General features: G+C 65.4%; 18 protein-coding genes. 6 read left to right on the forward strand and 12 right to left on the reverse strand.

All coding sequences use genetic code 11. From position 1 onward, the window contains the following. Window positions 1-126 precede the first annotated feature (126 nt). Window positions 127-951, reverse strand: a complete 825-nt coding sequence (locus ORI60_RS11210) for a YihY/virulence factor BrkB family protein (protein ID WP_266036943.1) — start codon at window positions 949-951, stop codon at window positions 127-129. Window positions 952-1,244: 293 nt separating this feature from the next. Between ORI60_RS11210 and ORI60_RS11215 the strand changes: the two genes are divergently transcribed. Both ORI60_RS11215 and ORI60_RS11220 read left to right on the forward strand, forming a co-directional pair. Continuing rightward, window positions 1,245-2,699: a phosphatase PAP2 family protein gene (locus tag ORI60_RS11215; RefSeq protein ID WP_266036944.1), complete on the forward strand. Its 1,455-nt coding sequence runs from the start codon at window positions 1,245-1,247 to the stop codon at window positions 2,697-2,699. Between the two features lie 73 nt (window positions 2,700-2,772). Further along, window positions 2,773-3,717 carry a universal stress protein gene (locus ORI60_RS11220; RefSeq protein WP_266036946.1) on the forward strand — a complete coding sequence of 315 codons (945 nt, stop codon included), beginning with the start codon at window positions 2,773-2,775 and terminating at the stop codon, window positions 3,715-3,717. 135 nt (window positions 3,718-3,852) lie between these two features. On the opposite strand, the gene ORI60_RS11225 is transcribed toward ORI60_RS11220, so the two are convergent. Together ORI60_RS11225 and ORI60_RS11230 are read right to left on the reverse strand one after the other, a co-directional pair. Continuing rightward, entirely contained in the window at window positions 3,853-4,272 is a 420-nt protein-coding gene (locus ORI60_RS11225; RefSeq protein WP_266036948.1) for an STAS domain-containing protein, read from the reverse strand. A 374-nt stretch (window positions 4,273-4,646) separates the two neighbouring features. Continuing rightward, window positions 4,647-5,015, reverse strand: coding sequence for a hypothetical protein (locus tag ORI60_RS11230; RefSeq protein WP_266036950.1), 369 nt, complete (start codon window positions 5,013-5,015; stop codon window positions 4,647-4,649). 293 nt (window positions 5,016-5,308) lie between these two features. Between ORI60_RS11230 and ORI60_RS11235 the strand changes: the two genes are divergently transcribed. Both ORI60_RS11235 and ORI60_RS11240 read left to right on the forward strand, forming a co-directional pair. Beyond that, complete coding sequence (locus tag ORI60_RS11235) at window positions 5,309-6,433, forward strand: alpha/beta fold hydrolase (RefSeq protein ID WP_266036951.1); 1,125 nt, start codon at window positions 5,309-5,311, stop codon at window positions 6,431-6,433. After that, a complete protein-coding gene (locus ORI60_RS11240; RefSeq protein ID WP_266036953.1) occupies window positions 6,381-6,965 on the forward strand; it encodes a hypothetical protein in 585 nt (194 codons plus the stop codon). Before ORI60_RS11235 ends, ORI60_RS11240 begins: the two co-directional genes overlap by 53 nt. 100 nt (window positions 6,966-7,065) lie before the next feature. Here the strand turns inward: ORI60_RS11240 and ORI60_RS11245 are convergent, their stop codons facing one another. Continuing rightward, window positions 7,066-7,356: a hypothetical protein gene (locus ORI60_RS11245; RefSeq protein ID WP_266036955.1), complete on the reverse strand. Its 291-nt coding sequence runs from the start codon at window positions 7,354-7,356 to the stop codon at window positions 7,066-7,068. Window positions 7,357-8,407: 1,051 nt separating this feature from the next. Between ORI60_RS11245 and ORI60_RS11250 the strand changes: the two genes are divergently transcribed. Continuing rightward, entirely contained in the window at window positions 8,408-8,830 is a 423-nt protein-coding gene (locus tag ORI60_RS11250; protein WP_266036956.1) for an ATP-binding protein, read from the forward strand. 97 nt (window positions 8,831-8,927) lie between these two features. On the opposite strand, the gene ORI60_RS11255 is transcribed toward ORI60_RS11250, so the two are convergent. Continuing rightward, window positions 8,928-9,221: an iron-sulfur cluster biosynthesis protein gene (locus ORI60_RS11255; protein WP_266036957.1), complete on the reverse strand. Its 294-nt coding sequence runs from the start codon at window positions 9,219-9,221 to the stop codon at window positions 8,928-8,930. A gap of 388 nt (window positions 9,222-9,609) precedes the next feature. On the opposite strand from ORI60_RS11255, the gene ORI60_RS11260 reads away from it, so the two are divergent. Next, window positions 9,610-11,739, forward strand: a complete 2,130-nt coding sequence (locus ORI60_RS11260) for a transglycosylase domain-containing protein (RefSeq protein ID WP_266036958.1) — start codon at window positions 9,610-9,612, stop codon at window positions 11,737-11,739. Between the two features lie 304 nt (window positions 11,740-12,043). Here the strand turns inward: ORI60_RS11260 and ORI60_RS11265 are convergent, their stop codons facing one another. The 7 genes from ORI60_RS11265 to ORI60_RS11295 all read right to left on the reverse strand — a co-directional run bounded on the left by ORI60_RS11265 (window position 12,044) and on the right by ORI60_RS11295 (window position 17,130). Beyond that, window positions 12,044-13,243 (reverse strand): DUF2254 domain-containing protein, encoded by a 1,200-nt coding sequence (locus tag ORI60_RS11265; protein WP_266036960.1) that lies wholly within the window; start codon window positions 13,241-13,243, stop codon window positions 12,044-12,046. A gap of 191 nt (window positions 13,244-13,434) precedes the next feature. Beyond that, complete coding sequence (locus tag ORI60_RS11270; protein ID WP_266036961.1) at window positions 13,435-13,590, reverse strand: hypothetical protein; 156 nt, start codon at window positions 13,588-13,590, stop codon at window positions 13,435-13,437. A gap of 97 nt (window positions 13,591-13,687) precedes the next feature. Continuing rightward, entirely contained in the window at window positions 13,688-14,473 is a 786-nt protein-coding gene (locus tag ORI60_RS11275; protein ID WP_266036963.1) for a cytochrome d ubiquinol oxidase subunit II, read from the reverse strand. Then, entirely contained in the window at window positions 14,409-14,756 is a 348-nt protein-coding gene (locus ORI60_RS11280; protein ID WP_266036965.1) for a cytochrome d ubiquinol oxidase subunit II, read from the reverse strand. Before ORI60_RS11280 ends, ORI60_RS11275 begins: the two co-directional genes overlap by 65 nt. A gap of 9 nt (window positions 14,757-14,765) precedes the next feature. Beyond that, a complete protein-coding gene (locus ORI60_RS11285) occupies window positions 14,766-15,572 on the reverse strand; it encodes a universal stress protein (protein WP_266036967.1) in 807 nt (268 codons plus the stop codon). Window positions 15,573-16,165: 593 nt separating this feature from the next. Continuing rightward, a complete protein-coding gene (locus tag ORI60_RS11290) occupies window positions 16,166-16,648 on the reverse strand; it encodes a MarR family winged helix-turn-helix transcriptional regulator (protein WP_266036969.1) in 483 nt (160 codons plus the stop codon). A 32-nt stretch (window positions 16,649-16,680) separates the two neighbouring features. Continuing rightward, window positions 16,681-17,130: an SRPBCC family protein gene (locus ORI60_RS11295; RefSeq protein ID WP_266036971.1), complete on the reverse strand. Its 450-nt coding sequence runs from the start codon at window positions 17,128-17,130 to the stop codon at window positions 16,681-16,683. Window positions 17,131-17,344: the final 214 nt, after the last annotated feature.

Consider the following 17,344-nt stretch of genomic DNA (forward strand, 5'->3'; position numbering starts at 1 on the left):
AAGATCTGTCTCGCACATGCAGGAAGATTACGATGTGCAAGTTCATGGATTTCGTTGTCCTCAAGGCGATCCGACCACCTATGGTGGTCGGACGCCGTTCGGTGCCAGCATTACCATTGCCGCGGCCTAGGAAGAGACTCTGGTCTCGCTGTCTTGATCACACTCGGTATCCCGCTCCTTCTGGGCGTCGATCTCCGCACCGAGCAGCACCGCGAACGCCGAGAGGTACAGCCACAACAACAGCACGGTGACTCCAGCCAAGGTCCCGTAGGTCCGGTGATAGCCCGAGGAGTAGTTGAGATACAAGGCGAAACCGGCTGACCCCGCCAACCACACCACGACTGCCACCGTGCTGCCGGCCGTTACCCAGTGCCATCCCTTTGTGCTGCGGTTGGGACCGAAGCGGTACATCACGGCCAGCGCCAGCGTCACCAGCAGAACCCCTCCCGCCCACCGCACCAGGTTGACCACGTCCCTCGTGGACGAGTCGGCTCCGACCACGTCGAGGATGACCGGAACGGCTGCCACCACAGCAAGTCCGACCACTACTACGGTCAACGCTCCTAGCGCGAACAGCAGGGCCAGTCCACGTAGTCTGAAGAAGCCGCGCGTCTCCCGTACGCCGTGGGCGATGTTGAGTCCGGCGATGAGCCATCGCACGGCGTTGGACATGCTCCACAACACTGTGGCGGCACTGACTACCAGCCCCATGGTCAACCCTGTGACGTCAATCTCCGCGGCCGCACGCAACTGTTGCATCACGAGATCGCCCGCTTCTCCTGGCACCACCCGGAGGAGGGGTGCGAGCTGATCGGGTACGTGGTGCGGGTCCGCCACGAGAGCGTAGACCGTGAGCAACGCGATCATCGTAGGCGCCAGCGCGAGCATGACGAAGAACGCCACTCCGGCCGCGACCAACGGCAGCCGGTCGGCAGACACCGCGTCCAGCACGCGTTTGACGACATTCCACCAGGCTGGCATGGGAACTCGGTCCCTCCACCGGCGAAGGTGCCGGAAACGTTCACGCACAAGAGAAAGCACTGGACCGCGTGTGGTTCGTCCGTTCATGCAGCAGGAATTCCCCTTTGTCTGCAAGATAATCTGGACGGATCAGCCGTTGTGCGGCCCGGCCGATGCGACGAAAGTTTGAGGCCGGGCTCGGGTAGCCGCCACGTTGATGGGTAGCCCATCACGAGGCGACCCACTGACCGTCGCGGGTCATGATGAGCTGATGGGAGTCCGCCATGACATTTCGACCCTCACCGGACGCGGTGTCTCGCGCTGAACGTTTCGCGCTCGGCACGGTCGTCGGCCTGGCGCTCGTCACGGCGGCTGGAGTCGGTTTCGCGCTGCTGCTAACACTAGTTCAGCTGCGGTGGAAGCCGCTTCACGAGCTGGACCTGATGATTGCGGGCGGGTTGAACGATCTTGTGGCCGGCAACGACATCGTGGTGAGAGTGCTGACTGGTGTCACCGACTTGGGCGGGACAGCGATGCTGCTGTGGGTGGTCACGGTTGGCGCGGCCTGGCTTCTGATTCGCCGCCAGCCGCGGCTCGCCGGCTATGCGGTGGTCACCGCAGTCGGTGCACTGGTGCTCAACGGCGCGGTCAAGGCGCTTGTCGGGAGGCTTCGCCCCGTCGTCGACTTTCCAGTTGCTGCTAGCACCGGTATGAGCTTTCCCAGCGGGCATGCGATGGGCTCGCTGGTGTCCTACGGCGTGCTCCTGCTGATCTTCCTGCCCGTCGTGCCGAAGTCCGCACGATGGGTGTTCGCCACACTTGTCGGTGTCGTGGTCGTAGCGGTGGGCTTCTCCCGGATGGCGCTGGGCGCGCACTTCCTCAGCGACGTGCTCGCTGGATGGCTGCTAGGACTGCTGTGGTTGGGGGTCACCGCGGTCGCCTTCCGGCGCTGGGGTCACCCAACCACCGCGAAGGTCACCCCGCTGTCGAGTGGGCTCGCGCCTGAAGCGGAGTCCCAACTACGGCCGGTCCCGCGACGGCACCCGCCCACTCTGCCGCATCCTTGGCGAGGAGCCGCCGAGCTCGTCACCGCCTGGGTGCTGCTGCTAGGCCTGCTCTACGGCGCCGGCCTGCTGGTCAGCGCGGATGGAACGGGGCCGGTGCCGCTCGCCTGGGACCACAACGCGGTGACGTGGCTGGCTCACCACCGTGTTGCACTTCTGGACACCTTCAACGCCTATGCGAGCCGGATCGGCAGCACCGGCGGAGTTCTTGCCGCAGCGTTCGTCATCGGCCCCCTCGTGCTCGCGATCACTCACAGTTGGCGGCCGGTGCTCTTCCTCACCGTTGTGCTCGTCGGTGAGGTCAGCCTTTTTCTCACCACCACCGCGATCGTGAGCCGATCCAGGCCCGATGTGCCACAGCTCAATCCGAACCTGCCGCCAACCTCAAGCTTCCCCTCCGGTCACGTCGCCGCGGCTTGCGCTCTGTACGCCGCGACGGCTCTCCTTGTGGTCTCCGCTACCCGCCGCTGGTGGAAATGGCTGGTCGTGACGGCAACCATCGCGCTTGTCGCAACCGTCGCGTTCACGCGACTGTATGCCGGTGTCCACTACCCGACCGATGTCGCCGGCGGTGCCTCGATGGCACTGATCTGGATCATGGTGTGCTGGTGGGTGATCCGCCCGCAGGGGCTGATGACCGGTGACTCCATCACGCAATCGTCCACTGAGGACTAAATATTTTTGTCACGGTTGTCGGATCGTGCTGTTCCTATCGGCAGACTTCCCGGCGACTGGGTAATCAGTTGCCGTGGAGGTCTTCGAGCAACGTGGAAACATCGTCGCCGGGTTCGACGGTTCGGACCAGTCACGCGAAGCGGTGCTGTGGGCTGCAGTCGAAGCAGCACGCCGCAGCTGCCCGCTGCTCATCGTAGAGGCACAGGTCTGGCCGGAGGTCAGCGCCGGGCACTGGCCGGGCCCTGTGGCATTGCCTGGGTGGGATCCGACGTCCGCGTCTGCGTGGGGCACGATGCCGCCGTTCACTGACCAGCACGTGCGGCAGCGCATCGAGCAACATCTCGCTGAACTGACTGACCAGTGCCGGGCGGTGGCGCCGGGAATCAGCGTGTCCGTCACCGTCGTCGAGGGCACCGCCTCAGTGGCACTGCTCACCGCCGCCGACGCCACCGAAGCCGATCTCCTGGTCGTGGGAATGTCCGGGCTTGGCTCGCTGTCGCGAACACTGCTCGGTTCCACCGCTGCGGACCTCGTGCACAGCACCGATCGGCCTGTCGTCGTGGTCCGTGACGCCCCGCCACGTTTGGATGCACCGGTCGTTCTTGGTGTGGACGGCACTAACGCCAGCGTTCGCGCCGTCGGGTTCGCGTTCGACTTCGCAGCGCGGCACGGGTGTGGTGTCGTTGCAGTGCACGCCCTCTCCGGCTGGCCTTTGGACGTGATCACCTCGGCAGGTCCATCGAGTCCCGAAACCGACCGCAGCGCGGCCAGAAACGTGCTGTACGACGAATTCCTGCGACCCTGGCACGACAGCCATCCCAGCGTGCCCGTTCACATCGACGTCGTCGACGAACGGCCGGCACACACGCTGCTGGATCACTCCGAACAGGCCCGGCTGATGGTGGTCGGCAACCGCGGCCGCGGCGCAGTGCGCCGTGTTCTGTTCGGCTCGGTCAGTCACGTCGTTCTGCATCACGCAGTATGTCCGGTAGCTATCGTGCCCGGAGTCGACAGTTAGGCCACGCCGCGGGCGTGATGTATGAACTCTCCGTCGCGATGCTCGTGGTTCCGGTGTTGGTGTATCGCTTCGGGGCAGACGCTCCTGTTGGGCAATCGCCGGATCCTGGAGATGGTGGCTCGTCAGGCAGCTGCGTCAGCACTGATCCACAAGGCTTTGATGATCTGCGACGAAGTGGAAGCGCTCCCGGAGACCCGCCATCTCGAACACTCGTACCAGGCCACCGCAACCGGTGATCGATATCGTGACACCGCGTGCACGGGCGTAGTCATCGGCGATGACGAGCACGTTCAAGCCACCTGCCGACAAGAACGTTACATCGGACAGGTCAAGGACGATCAGGCGAACCTCCTCGCTGAGATGTTCGTCCAGGCGCTCGGCGAGGAGCCATGTCGTCAGCATGTCGATCTCGCCAGCTAGCTCCAAGATCGTGCAATCCGGTTGGATCCTCATGCTGTGGACGTGTAGCACTTGGCGCGCTGCGGCGGCACGATCAGGGCGGGGCGGGAGCGTCCACAGTTGCCCGGCTTTCACGAGGTCGAGAACGGATCGCATGTCGTCGCACCTTCTCTCAGCTTACCGAGGATGCTTCTTCGCTGCCTTCACGCATCGCGATACTACCGATGGTGACCGCCGGCTTCCTCTTCAAAGCGCAAATGTTGTTATCTGCACGAATTGTGAGAAGGTCGTTACCCTGCAATGTCCGAAGCTTGTCGGCGAGCTGTCCATACGCCATGTGCGGCGATTGGACAAGATGATGTTCGCGGCGGTTCGCGGCCCGGCAGATTCCTGTGCTCTTCGCCCGCGAACCGCCGTGGGTTGCCGGTGGGACGGCGGCCTGGAGTTGCCGGTTCCGCCACACTCCAGGTGCGGTAGGCCAAGAGGCGCTTTGCGCCTAGCCATGTCCGTCCTCTACCAGTTCCAGTCGATCAGACCTCGGGAATCAGGCGGCCCCGTGGAACGGCGAGGCGGACTCCATCCGGGTCGACGTGATGGATCTGCTCAGTGCCGGCGTACAGGTCGGTGGCGAACAGGCCCTTGGCATCGATCTTGATGTATCCAGTGCGCAGTAGCCTTCCTTCTAGTTGCGGGTGCACATCGGGTTCCGAGCCGGTGAACGAGTTCACGACGTGCTCGGTCATCCCCCGAGGAGACCGCTGGCCTTCGGCAGTGATCGCTTCCGGGTCGCCGAATTTCACCTCGGCCACTGTGCCCAATTCCTCGTCTTCGCTGTCCACTACGCGCATGCCGACCTCGACGTTCGTCATGGGGTCGGGTTCCGGGATCTGTGTGGTCATCTGGGCGCACCTCCTGTGGTCACGGGCTGGACCTTCATACGCTTACCCGGCTTCAGGCTCGGAGAACCGGGAACGGCGTGTGCGCTTGATGCTGTATCTCAAGCGGTTGCTAGTGGGAAGGCCACAGCGCGACGATGAGGATCCGCGGAGGAGTCCCTCCTGACGGCTGCCTCTAAAGGACGAGTTCAACACCGGAGCCCGCAACAACGTTGAAACAACCGGCTTCCGCGGTATGACGTACCAGTGCGGCACACCGCGCAGGACGGACCGCCTGATCGAGACAACCAACTCCGTTGCGATCGGATCTCGAAGAGAACTCCAGGCCTGCAAAGGAAATCACGATCAGGCGACGGCTGGACGTCGAGAGATTCGATGCCTTCGCCGAGGGGATGCCTCCACAACAGGACGATGAGGGTAGGAGGGATGAAGGCGTGGACCCGCTCGGCCGACCGGAAGATTTGCAGGCTCGCCGCCGCCGATCACCTCGAACCGGAAATCTGGTTCCGCACCTGAAAGGGGACGAATGCAAGGACTGCTCGACTGTCCGTGTCGAGGCCGCTGGGCATGAAGTGTTGGTGCGTCAAGCAGATCATCCCGGTGATCATCCGACACCGGTCGTGCTGGTGCACGGGATGGCGGTGTGCTCACGCTATTTGGTGCCGACCATGACGCGGCTCGCCCAGTCCCGCACAGTCGTCGCTCCGGACCTACCCGGGTTCGGACGTAGCTCCGAGGCTGGGCCACCGATCTCCGTTAGGGACGCGGCTGAAGTCCTGCGGGCCGTCATGACGCGTCTGACCGGGCCGGCGATCGTGATGGGGCACTCGGCGGGATGCCATGCCGCGGTGGAGTTGGCCGTCCGCCATCCCGAACTGGTCCGCCGTCTGGTCCTGGTCAGCCCGCCTCCGGGCCACCGCCATCCCCTCGCCGTGATCATCCGATGGGCTCAGGCAATGGCACAGGAACCGTCGCCGCTGGTGGCCGAGACATTGCGAGATGCGGTGATCGCAGGTCCGCGCAAGGTCTGGGGAGCCTTTCGCCACCTGCTGTCGTATCGGCTGCGGGCCACACTGCGCAGGGTCGGCTGCCCCGTGCTCCTCGTGCGCGGAGCGCGCGATCCGTTGGTTCCGCGCGCGGTGGCACGGCATCTCGCAGACATCGCGCAGCGCGGCCGCTACGCGGAAGTTCCGGGATGCCACGCAGTGCCGTACACCTCGCCAGACGACCTGGCCCGGGTCATTCTCGAGGTCGATCCGGCAAACGAGCGGACGGCAGCGCAGCAGGGAGACAGGGGTTCGAGTTTCACAACCGTCGACCCGCCGACTACGAACGGTCTCCACTCGTCGGCACGTGAGGAGCGTGAACGTGGTGCCCACCAAGACCGACATCGCTCTGCGGACAGCAGGGATGGTCGCTGACGTGCTTCGCGGCGCCGTGCTTGTGGGGGCCGTGTACGCCGCGCTCGTCGACGAGGTCGAGGGTGGCATCCGGCTCGGTCTGGTCTTCGCGATCCTGCTGGCTCCTCGGCTGGCCGGTCTGCCCCGCCCCTTCGACTTGGCAGTTTGCATCTTGCTGCCACTGGCCGCAGCGGCGTCGCTGTTCCACTGGTATCGCGAGATCATCTGGCTGGACTGGGTGCTGCACTGCCTCTGCACCGGCGCGCTCGCCGCGATGACCTACCTGTTGCTGCTGCGCACACCCCTGCTGCCGCACCAACGGCACCACGGCCGTAGCGCGGTAGTGTTCCTGACCACGGTCGTGGGCCTTGCATTAGGCGTGTTCTGGGAGTTTTACGAGTGGTACGCGGAGGTCGTGGCCGGCGTCCGGATCGGCGTTGGCTACAGCGACACCATCGCCGATTTGGCGATGGACACCCTTGGCTCCATCGCTGCGGGTCTTGCGCTGATGGCGTGGCTGGCGAACGGCCGCAACCCTTTCCCTAACAGGTAGGAAGTGGTCGCACTTCCCCGGCCGTGAGGGTCACGTTCCCGGCCGATCCTGTCGCTGCTGTCTGTGTGCTGATAGGTCGTCGCAGCACTGACGACTGCCATCACGAACACGAGCAGACCGGCGGCAACATCATTGCTCGTCGCTTCGTAGGCATACGACGCTGACGGCATTCGAGCACGAACGGCGACGCGACAAGCCAAGGACCGAGAAGAGCGTTAACGAGGCTCAACCACGGCAGTCGGTCCGAAGCCACCATCCGGATCGAGGCGAGCACCACGATCGCAGTTCCCAGCACCAGGTCGTTCCAGTACGCGCCAAGCCCGTCTGCAGCCGGGACCTGGTCGAGCACGAATGGAGCCAGCAACAGCCATATGCCAGCAAGAATTGTCACCGCACTGACTGCACGTGCAACCGTCGGCACTGGACGGGGAGGCGCTACTGGGGCTCCGTAGGGACAGTTGAAGCCGGACCCGGTAGCCGCTCCACCTCCAAGACCGGTGACCGTCGTGCCGATCTTCTCCTTCGGGGTGGCGGAGTCGTTACCGCGGTCCTGTCCACTGCGTGAAAATCGTCGAACCAATCGCGACCTCCCGCCCGAGTCTCATCCCTGCTTCCTCGAAGCGTTCTCCACGCAGGACAAGGGAAACGACGGGTGCAACTGCCGTCCCAGTCGAGGCGGTGTTGTGACCTGATTGGACGGCAGCGTTGAGCGCGAACCCGATTGCACTAACCGTGTGCCCGAATCCCTCCGTACTCACATGAACTGCTCCCTCACGGCGACGCTGCTCCCGACGGCTTGCAGGGTCACCACGCGAGTCTGCCGAGCAGCGTTATCTCACCTTGCTTGCGGCTCGTCTACCCAGGTGAAAGTCGCAACAGGACGTTTGCCACGCTGTGGTGATGCGCCGATTCCTCTTCGACTGCAGCGGTGTCGTCCGACCATTAGTTCTGGTCGGCATGTTGGTGGCCCGTTCCAGTGGGCGTACTCGTGTTGGCCTCATGGGGGCGGATGGGCGGGACTGGCTGCTATCGCCGTGATTCTCGCAGGAGGGCTCGCGCTCGTGATTCGCAGCGACGGTTGAGCCGAGTGCTGAGGGCCCCTAAGCAGCCTGTCAATGCCTAGCCCGTTGGCAGCTGACCATTCTCTGGCCTGATCGCTTCGCATCAGGTTGCCAACGTGCGTCCCCACCAGCTCGACCTCGCCGAGCGCTCGAAGGGTTCGTCACGGTCGGTCAGCATGTCATCTCACTGCAGTGAACGCCCCTGCACAATGGCCCGTCAGCCAGCGCATAGCCGCTGACTCCAGATCTGATCACCGAAAACTTAACGAATCCGAAAGGTCGTCAAGCACCACATACGTGCTTCACGCTGATGAGTCGCAGATATCGTGCGAAAAGCGCGCACAGCATGTTGGTGCGTGCCTATGTGGAGGCGCCCAATTGATGACCGTCGGTGACGGCCCTGCGGCAATCGTGCTCGACTTGCCTGTCGAGCCGAACATCAAGTTGTCGGTAGTGCGCGATCAGGTTGCCGTCACATTGCGTGATCTAGGCGAAGACCACCGCTACGACGTGGCGCTCGTCGTCACTGAACTGGTGAGCAACGTCCTGGACCACACACCCGGAACGGGTCGGCTCCGCATCTTCCGGTACTACGCGCCGTGTGATATCAAGATCGAAGTCGATGACAGCTCGCCAGCCCAGCCGGTACGCGGGCGTTCACGACTTGGTGGCACGAGAGGCCGTGGCATCGTGGTCGTCGACAACCTGGCCTGCGAGTGGGGCAGCCGCCCACTGCCTGACGGCGGCAAAACGGTGTTCGCGTCGATTCCTTGCCCTGATGACGAGAACTCGACCAGCCCGTGACGATCCTCAGAGCGCACCCAGCCGATCCCGTAGGCGCTTCTAAGCCATGAGATGCGGTGGTGGCATCGCCGTCCGCCATGGCATGTCCCTGCAGAGCTCATCGTTTGGCGTGCAGGGAAAAGCGGATCTTCCCACCATCCTCGCGGCGGGCGTCGAGGACCTGATCGTCGAGAATTTCGGCCACCTCGGGCTGCAAGAACACATGGGAGTTCAGTGCTCCCACCACGATCTGGTCACCGCTCGCTGGCCGGTCCATCACAGTGAGGGAGAGATCAGCGCCGTCGTCGTTCATGTCCGCGACGGAAATCCTCAACCCGCCGCCGTTCACAGTTCCCGCTGACGAGGCGAGATCCTTGATCGCTTCTCCAGCAGATGGCGTGATGTCGAGCATGGTTTTCCCTTCGATGCCTTCGTACCAAGGTAGACGTCGTGGCACGAGCGCAAACGTGGCTCCGATGGAACAGGCCAGGTGGTGGAGCTACAACGAAGTCTCTTCGTTACCTGGGAAACGATCGGATGACAATCCTGGCTGGTGTGCCGCGACGTGACCAACGCTGCAGCATCAGAGCGGGTTGAGACCAGGCCAGCGGACGTAATGAGTCGCAAGGTGACCGCAAGATTCTACCTGCTCGTCTGCAGGAACCCGTTGGGCCGGAACGACGACAGGTGTCGGCGGCGATGGTCGGCGAGTTCGTGACCACCGGTGCGGGAGTGAGGCTCGAACCGCTCCATTGGTGTGATGCAGAGGCGCCTGCCGTGCAAATCTATGAGGGGCAACGATGATGCGTCTTCTGGGACTCTGCCTGGTGGCGGGAATCCTCCTGTCCGGAATGCTGTTCCCGGTCGTCGGTGGAGCGGGCGTGTTGCTGTCCCAGGCCAGCGACCAGTTTGCGAACCCGGTCGCGTTGCCTGTCGGCGTCGAGCCGCCGGCGGTGACGACCTTGGTCGACGAAGAAGGCAAGCCCTTTGCTCATCTCTATGACCAGCACCGGGTGCTTGTGAAGTCCGAGGACATCTCACGGGCGATGAAAGACGCGATCGTGGCTGTGGAGGACCATCGGTTCTATGAGCATCGTGGTGTGGACTGGGTGGCCACCGCGCGGGCGGCGGTGCGCAACTATGCCTCGGACGCGGTGGTGCAGGGTGCTTCCACCCTGACCCAGCAGTACATCAAGAACCACCTTATCCATGTCGTGGCGCGCGATGACCCGCTACGTCAAGCGCGGGTGCAGTTGCGCACGCCTGAGCGCAAGCTGCAGGAGATCCGCATGGCTGTGGCGCTGGAAAGTACGTTCTCCAAAGAGGAAATCCTGACCCGCTACCTCAACACAGTGCCGTTCGGAGCCGGTACCTACGGCGTCGCGGCAGCCGCGCAGCTCTACTTCGGTACCACGCCGGACAGTCTGACCGTGCCGCAGGCCGCATTGCTCGCCGCGCTCGTCAACAGCCCGGCCGCGTTGAACCCCGAACACTCTCCGGATGCCGCCTTGCAGCGCCGCAACCTCGTCATCGACCGCATGGCGGACCACAGCATGGTGCACCGCGCCGCGGCTGAGAGAGCCAGAGAGACGCCTCTGGGCGTGCAGACCCCGCTGCGGAGGCTGCCGAACGGATGTGTGGCCGCCGATCCGGGACTCGGCTTCTTCTGCTCCTACGTCGTCGACTACTTGGCCTCCAAGGGCATCACCCCACAGCGGTTGAAGGCTGGTGGCTACACAGTGCACACAACGCTCAATCGCGCGGTAAGTCAGGCCACCGAGCGAGCAGTGCTGGCGCAGGTCCCCCGACAGACCTCAGGTGTCGCCGGCACGATGGCGGTCGTCAAACCTGGCCGTGACCGGCACGAGGTCACCGCGCTGGTGGCCAACCGAGATCACGGCGCTGACGCCGAGCGGTTCCAGAGCATGCTGGACCTACCCGCCGGAGTGGCCAACAAGTTCGGCGCGGGATCCGTGTACAAGGTCTTCACCGCCGCCGCAGCCCTCGAACAGGGCTACCGCGTCGGCTCTGTCATCGACTCGCCCGGCTCCTACACCTCGCAGGTGTTCAAAGGCGGCGCGCCAGGCTGCCCGTCGACCGGCGAGCCGGACACCCGCTGGTACTGCCTGCGCAACCACAACGATGACTACCCGGCCCGCATGACGCTGCGCCAAGCGTTGGCTACCTCGCCCAACACCGCCTTCGTCATCCTCGAGGAGCGGGTCGGCCTGGACGCCGTCGTCGAGATGGCGCGAAGGCTGGGGATGCGCCAGACGCTGGCGACCAACATCGACGGGACACGCCCGGATCCGAACTCGTCGCGGCCCGATCTGCGGATCAACCAGGCCGAGTTCTTCACCAGCAGGCAGAACGCCTCCTTCACCCTCGGCCCGGCACCGTCGAGCACACTGGAACTGGCGAACGTCGCCGCCACCGTCGTAAGCGGCGGCACCTGGTGTGAACCGACGCCGATTGCCCAGGTGGTCGACCGGCACGGCAGAGCCGTGGAACTTCCGGCATCACCGTGTGATCAGGCCGTGCCCGAGCCAGTTGCCAATGCCCTCGCAGCCGCCCTGAGCGACGACGGACACCGAGGCACAGCCGCGAACGCGGCTCGGCGCCACGGGTGGACAAGGCCGATGATCGGCAAGACAGGCACCACGGAGGAGTACAAGTCCGCCGCTTTCTTGGGCGCCACGATGAACTACGCGGGCGCCGTACAGGTGTTCAACGACAGCCCTGCACCCCGTCCGATCTGCGTCAGGCCCGTGGGCCCTGTGCTGTGTGCGACCGGCGACCTCTATGGCGGAACGCTGCCCGCCCTTGCTTGGTTCGACGGGATGACGGAGGTGCACGCCAACATGCCTGTGAAACCGCTGCCCGCGGTACCGCTTGCCCAGCGCACGACGACACGTACCGGCGACGGTTGAATCCTGTGCTGCTCGAGAAGTCGTCACCACGGTGTTCGGCGCATCTCTCCGACTGAGATCACGCTTGGGTGATCGTGCCCTGCTGTGCAAGGACTTGGAAGTTGCTGTCCGCCGCGTCCCTCGCTGCTCCGTGGTGAAGCAGTGAGGGACGCTGAGCTTCTCTTGCTTCGGCACGAGAAGACGGAGCTTCGCCGACAATTGCCCAGCAGGGTCCACTACGAGCCCTGTAGATGCTGAGAAACACATCCGCGCAGGTCAGCAGGCATCGGCGTGTTGCCGGTCACACCGGATCCTGAACAGCCGGTCAGGCTTCCGTGAACGCCTGGAGCATGCGGGCGATCGCCGTGTGGTGCTCGGGCCGGGCGACGTCGGCCAAGTCGAGGAGCATCCGGTGCAGCCGGGAGCGGACGCGAGGGTCGTCGGCCGCGACGCGGGCGATCTCGTCCACCGCTACGGCCAGCAGGTCGTCGAACCCCGCCTCCGGCACGGTCAGCAGGAGCACACCCTCGGCGACTCGCCTGCGCGGCGGCAGCGGTCGGGTGGCCAGGCAGCGGAGCAGGTCGTGCAGTTGATCGACGACCTGGACGGCGGTGGTCGGGTCGTTCAGCGACGGCGACAGCGCGCGCAGGGCGATGTCCACGAGTTGGCGCAGACCGAAACCGACGTCCTGGTCCAGGGTGCGCTCCTCGTTCAGGACGACCGCGGCGCAGAGCTCCTCACGGGTCGGTGGCTCCGCCGTCCCCGTCACCTCGAACAACGTGGCGCCCGCGGGCAGGAACTCACCGATTGCGGGCACCAGCCGTATCGAGCACCGGTGCTCGGCCGCCGTGTCGGCGAGGCGGTCGTCCCGCACGCTCTGCACGACACCGCCCTCGGCGGCCGGCACCCGGTGGACCGGTCCGGCAGCGGGCACACCCTCGGACGGAGCGCTGGCGTCGTCGGGGGGATAGCGGCGGGCGATGAGCGTCCTGGTATCAGTGGCGATCCGGTTGATGATCGTGGAGACCCTGATGGACTGGGTGATGTGGTGGATGTAGCGCAGAAAGACGAGCACACTGATGAAGACCAGCACCACGGCCGCGGTGACCGCCGTAGCGGGGACGAAGCCTTCGGTCTCCGCTGTGCCGCGGACCGTGCGCAGGACGACGAACGCGAACACGAACGTCGCCACGAACACGCCGAGCGCGACCTGTGTGAAGCGGTCGTGCAGGAATGTGTTGAGCACGCGCGGGGAGAACTGGCTGCTGGTCAACTGCAGAACCACGACCGTGATCGAGAACACCAGACCGGTGAACGAGATCATCGAGGTGATGATCGCCGCGAGCAGTGCGCGGGCACCCTCTGGGCCGCCGCTGAACAGCAGCGGCAGCGAGCCGAACAGCTCCTGGTCGACCGCGGTCAGCGTGATGGCGAGGCCGGCTGCTGTAAGGGCGATGGCCAGGGGCAATGCCCAAAAGCGGTCGCGCAGCCAGTACCGCAGCCCCGTCCGCCTCTCGCTCCTCATCCCGGCATCGTAAACAGCTGGAGTGCTCCGGACATCCGGGCGGGCCACGCACGCGGACCGACTGCCCGCCCGGCGGTCGCGGGCACCATCGGCAATTTGTTGAACACGATCCGCCAGGCTGAGGCGATCTTGCAGGGCGAAGGACTCATTGGGTCGAAGCAGGGTCGCGGCACCTTTGTTGTCGGGTTGCCTCAGCCAGGCGGCGTGTGCTCGATGCCCGGCTCCTCCGGTCCGCCGGTGGGCAGGTTGACGGGCGGTTCGATGCGCAGGGCCTTGACGACCGGGACGTCCGAAGAGGAGTGCAGGACGATGGACAGGGTGATGGTGACGGCCACGAGGTCGAACATCCCGGCTCGGTACGCACCGGCCGTCCTGCGTCCGATGAACTCGGCGTCGGACGTGATCCGCTGCCTGATCTACCTCGGGCGAGAGCTGGATGGCCGGTCACTTCTCGCTTGCGCTTGCGCGGGGGCGTTGGAAGAGCACGTAGAGGTAGGTCCGCGAAGGAACCAGGACCAGTGCGCCGGCACCCAGCGCGACGAGCAGGGCGGTGAGGGTGGTGCGGCCCATCGCGGCCTGCTCGACGGTGAGGGACGGCACCAGCACGTATGGGTACTGCCCGACCGCCCAGCCGATGAGGATCGCCGTAACGGCGACTGCGGAGGCGATCCTGGCGAGGGTGTAGTGCCGGGCAAGCAGCAGGCCGGGCGCTGCGAGACCGGCGATGACCGACAGCACCACGACCGGCAAACCGCGTCCTGTCAGGCCGGCGAACAACGTTGGCGCGTCGGTACGCAGTACCGCGATCCCTCCCAGGCCCACCGCGCCGGCCACGGCGGCGATCACCAGAGCGTGCACACGGAACTGGTCGGCCAGGTCGTCCTCCCCATCGCGCCGGGCATCGCCGCAGAGGAACACCGCGGCCAGGTAGGCGCAGACCAGCACGGCGAGTGTGCCGCCCACCAGCGAGGTGGGGTTGGCCCAGCTTGCCAGCACGTCGCCGGCGGCGATGCCGGGCGGCACCCGGCCGGAGGCCACGCCGCCGACGACGGCGCCGAGGAGGAACGGAGTCAGCAGCGAGGACAGTGCGAAGGCCGCGCCGAAGAACCGGCGCCTTCCCAGCGTGCTGACGCTCTTGCGGTAGGCGAAGGCGGCGCCGCGGGGATCATGCCGAACCCGGCCAGCGTGAGCGGGATGTAGAGCGCGTGGTGACCGCTGCGGCGAAGGCACGGGAGAAGCCGGTCCACAGCACGACCAGCACGAAGATCAGCCACACGTGGTTGGCCTCCCAGACCGGGCCGATCGACCGCTCGATGCGGTCCCGCACCCGGTGTCCGCGTTCGGTGCCGCCCGCCAGCAGGTCCCAGACCTCGCCGCCGAAGTCGGCACCGCCGAACAGCGACGCGTACCAGGCCAGTGTCACCAGGGTCAACGCCAGGAACGCCACTTCGGCGGCGACGAACGCGATGAGTATGCGGAGGCCCGCCATGAAGCCGCTCGGTTGTTCGTGCACCCCGCCTCCCTAAACACTCACCGGAGCACTGGGCAACACCGCGACGGAACACAGCGCACGGCTGAGTGCCGCGCGGCTGACTGAGCCGAACACTGCTCTGTGCACGACGCCATGACCGCGGTCTCGTACCACGAGTAGCTGAGCTTCTTCGGAGTGCGCGAGCAACGTGTCGACATCATCGTGCACAGGACGCAGTTCGCACGCGTGGCGGTCCGCATACGTGGAGGCGAACTGCAGGGCGGACATGGTTTCGGCCGTGCCATCGACTCCAACCACCACCGGACCGCTCCTGTGCGCCGGTCCGCCGTGCACCGCGACGACCGGTTGGTCCGCCTGGTTCACGAGGTCTGTGGCCGTGCAACCGATCAGCGTGCGGGGCAACACGCCCAGCCCGGACATCCCGACCACCAGCAGTTCCGCGTCCACCGTCCGGGCCGCCTCGAGAAGGGTCGGAGCGGCCCGGCCTGCCACGACCCGGGCCTCGACGTCCAAACCCGGCTCGAGCTGCCGGCACTCCTCTGCGGCGGCGCGGACCTGCTCCTCGGCCTGTCGCAGGAGGGGCGTGTCGTCGAACACCGCTGCCGCGCCCCATCCAGGCGCGGCCACAGTTCCCCAGGCACTCGTGATCGCCGTCAGCTGAGCGTGAACGAGCAGCAGCGAACGGCGCCGATGAGCGGCTTCGGCCGCTGCCCAGAGGATCGCCCCTCGGGCGCAGTCGGAGCCGTCGAAACCTGCGACCACACCACCTCGATGACCGGACTCCGCGAACGGGTTGGCAGCAGACATGTCCTTCACCTCAAAGCCGATGGTGCACACAAAGCAACTTGACGGAGGCGGATGGACGCCGAGCGTTGTGGCTCCGGTGTCGTCCTAAGAGGCTTCACCGTATGCACGTGAGTGCCTGCGTTGCACGATCTAATCCGTTGGTACGAGGAAATGTTGCACAGAAGAAAGGTCGAGCCTCGCGCTCGATCGGTTGCGCGACGGTTGATCGGAGCGAGTAGGCCAAGCACCCTTGGACACGGCGGGTGCGACCTCCATTGTTTCGTTCCTTTCGATGGTGTGGTCGTGGTGAGGCCACCGCGACCACCGGCGCGTCTCAGCCAGAGCCGAGCAGGTCCCGGCACGCCATGGTCATGAACGAGCCTCCTTCTCCGGGTTGCGTTTCGAACTCGGAGGCTTCCCCGCTCGTGTTGTGCCCACGGGTGCGGCGGCGCGCATCCCGATCACCAGACCGATCACCAACGTGACGACGGTCAACGCCACGAGAGCGATGTACGCCCAGTTCGGACCGCAGTCCACAGCAGGCCGAGCAGGAACGCGTCAACCAGGTGGTGGTCGGGGCCGCCATCGCGCTGGTGTTGCTGGTGGTCGCCGTCGATGCGGGAAGGCGGCTGGGCTGACTCCGTTCAGATCCAGCCGAGATCAGCCGTGGTCACCGTGGGCTCGTCGCCTGCTTCGGTGAAGGCGGTCAGCGCATCGACGAGCCCACGCCGTTCATCCTCGGGCATCCTCGCGACGATCTTCCCGATCTCCGCACGACGCCGTCGGGTCACGCCGCGTACAACCCGCCGACCTGCGTTGGTCAGTTCGGTCACGACCTCACGGCGCGTTGCCGGGTTCGGCTGGCGTGCGATCATCCCGGTCGTCACGAGGCGGTCGACCATGCGGGTCACGGTGGACGGGTTGACGTCCAGCAGTTCGGCCAACGAGCTGAGCTTCATCGATCCCCGGCTGTCCAGGACGACGAGCATCCGGAACTGCGGCAGGGTGAGGGTCTCCTCGAACGCCGCGAGCGAGCGCGCGGACACGGCGACCAGCAGGCGCGAGGCTGTGAGCACGGCGTCGGTGAGCGCGTCGACGTCGTTCGGGCCGACCTTGGACCGGGTCATGCGACTGTTGTACCGCAACTTCGGTGCTGTGATCACAGAGCTGGTTGGTGTACTGCCTGTTTTGTACGGCATTCGTCAGCTACGACGGTTTCGAGGGCGTCGAGCGCTGATTCGACCCAGGTGTCGACCGTGCTCCGTGAAGCTCCGGGCGGGCCGGTCAAGCGCACGGACACCGCGCTGCGGCCTGCGGTCAGCCGGAGAACCTGGAGGGTGCCGTTGCAGCTCGTCGTGGTTTCGCTGCCCCACGTGATGCGCAACCGTTCCCAGTCGATGGTGACCTGTCGCTCGACGTCGACATCAGCGTGCAGGCCCGGCAACCACAGGCGGATGAGGTTGGGGCCGGACAACTCGACCTCGACGGAGTCGGGCAGCCAGGCGGTCATGTTGTCGAGATCGGACAGGACGTCGAAAACGGCGTCCGCGTCGGCAGGCATGGATCGGCTTCGGCTCAAAACGGAGTCCCTCCGGCGGATTCCGTCCATTCTGTCGATTTCCCGGCCGCTGCGCCTGACGAGTGCCTAACGATCGCCGGTCGTGCCGGGTGATGGAGCGAGTGCCGTCGAAGCGGCAGGGGTGCTCGAGGTGGTTGAAGTGGTTGCCGGTGCCGAATGGCGCCGCTGCGTCACCACCGGCGTAGGCGCCTCGTTGTGCGTGGTCGTGGTGCCCAGGGGTTCAGGCTCATCCTGTGTGGACACT

The organism is Lentzea sp. NEAU-D7 (genome assembly GCF_026242055.1).
Lineage (GTDB): Bacteria > Actinomycetota > Actinomycetes > Mycobacteriales > Pseudonocardiaceae > Lentzea.

What these genes read in the sequence shown, in the direction of transcription:
- ORI60_RS11260 (WP_266036958.1), top strand. Translation starts at nt 9,610, where the DNA reads ATGATGCGTCTTCTGGGACTCTGCCTGGTGGCGGGAATCCTCCTGTCC.
- ORI60_RS11255 (WP_266036957.1), bottom strand. Translation starts at nt 9,221, where the DNA reads ATGCTCGACATCACGCCATCTGCTGGAGAAGCGATCAAGGATCTCGCC.
- ORI60_RS11290 (WP_266036969.1), bottom strand. Translation starts at nt 16,648, where the DNA reads ATGACCCGGTCCAAGGTCGGCCCGAACGACGTCGACGCGCTCACCGAC.
- ORI60_RS11250 (WP_266036956.1), top strand. Translation starts at nt 8,408, where the DNA reads ATGACCGTCGGTGACGGCCCTGCGGCAATCGTGCTCGACTTGCCTGTC.
- ORI60_RS11225 (WP_266036948.1), bottom strand. Translation starts at nt 4,272, where the DNA reads ATGCGATCCGTTCTCGACCTCGTGAAAGCCGGGCAACTGTGGACGCTC.
- ORI60_RS11230 (WP_266036950.1), bottom strand. Translation starts at nt 5,015, where the DNA reads ATGACCACACAGATCCCGGAACCCGACCCCATGACGAACGTCGAGGTC.
- ORI60_RS11295 (WP_266036971.1), bottom strand. Translation starts at nt 17,130, where the DNA reads ATGGACGGAATCCGCCGGAGGGACTCCGTTTTGAGCCGAAGCCGATCC.
- ORI60_RS11215 (WP_266036944.1), top strand. Translation starts at nt 1,245, where the DNA reads ATGACATTTCGACCCTCACCGGACGCGGTGTCTCGCGCTGAACGTTTC.
- ORI60_RS11265 (WP_266036960.1), bottom strand. Translation starts at nt 13,243, where the DNA reads ATGAGGAGCGAGAGGCGGACGGGGCTGCGGTACTGGCTGCGCGACCGC.
- ORI60_RS11270 (WP_266036961.1), bottom strand. Translation starts at nt 13,590, where the DNA reads ATGTTCGACCTCGTGGCCGTCACCATCACCCTGTCCATCGTCCTGCAC.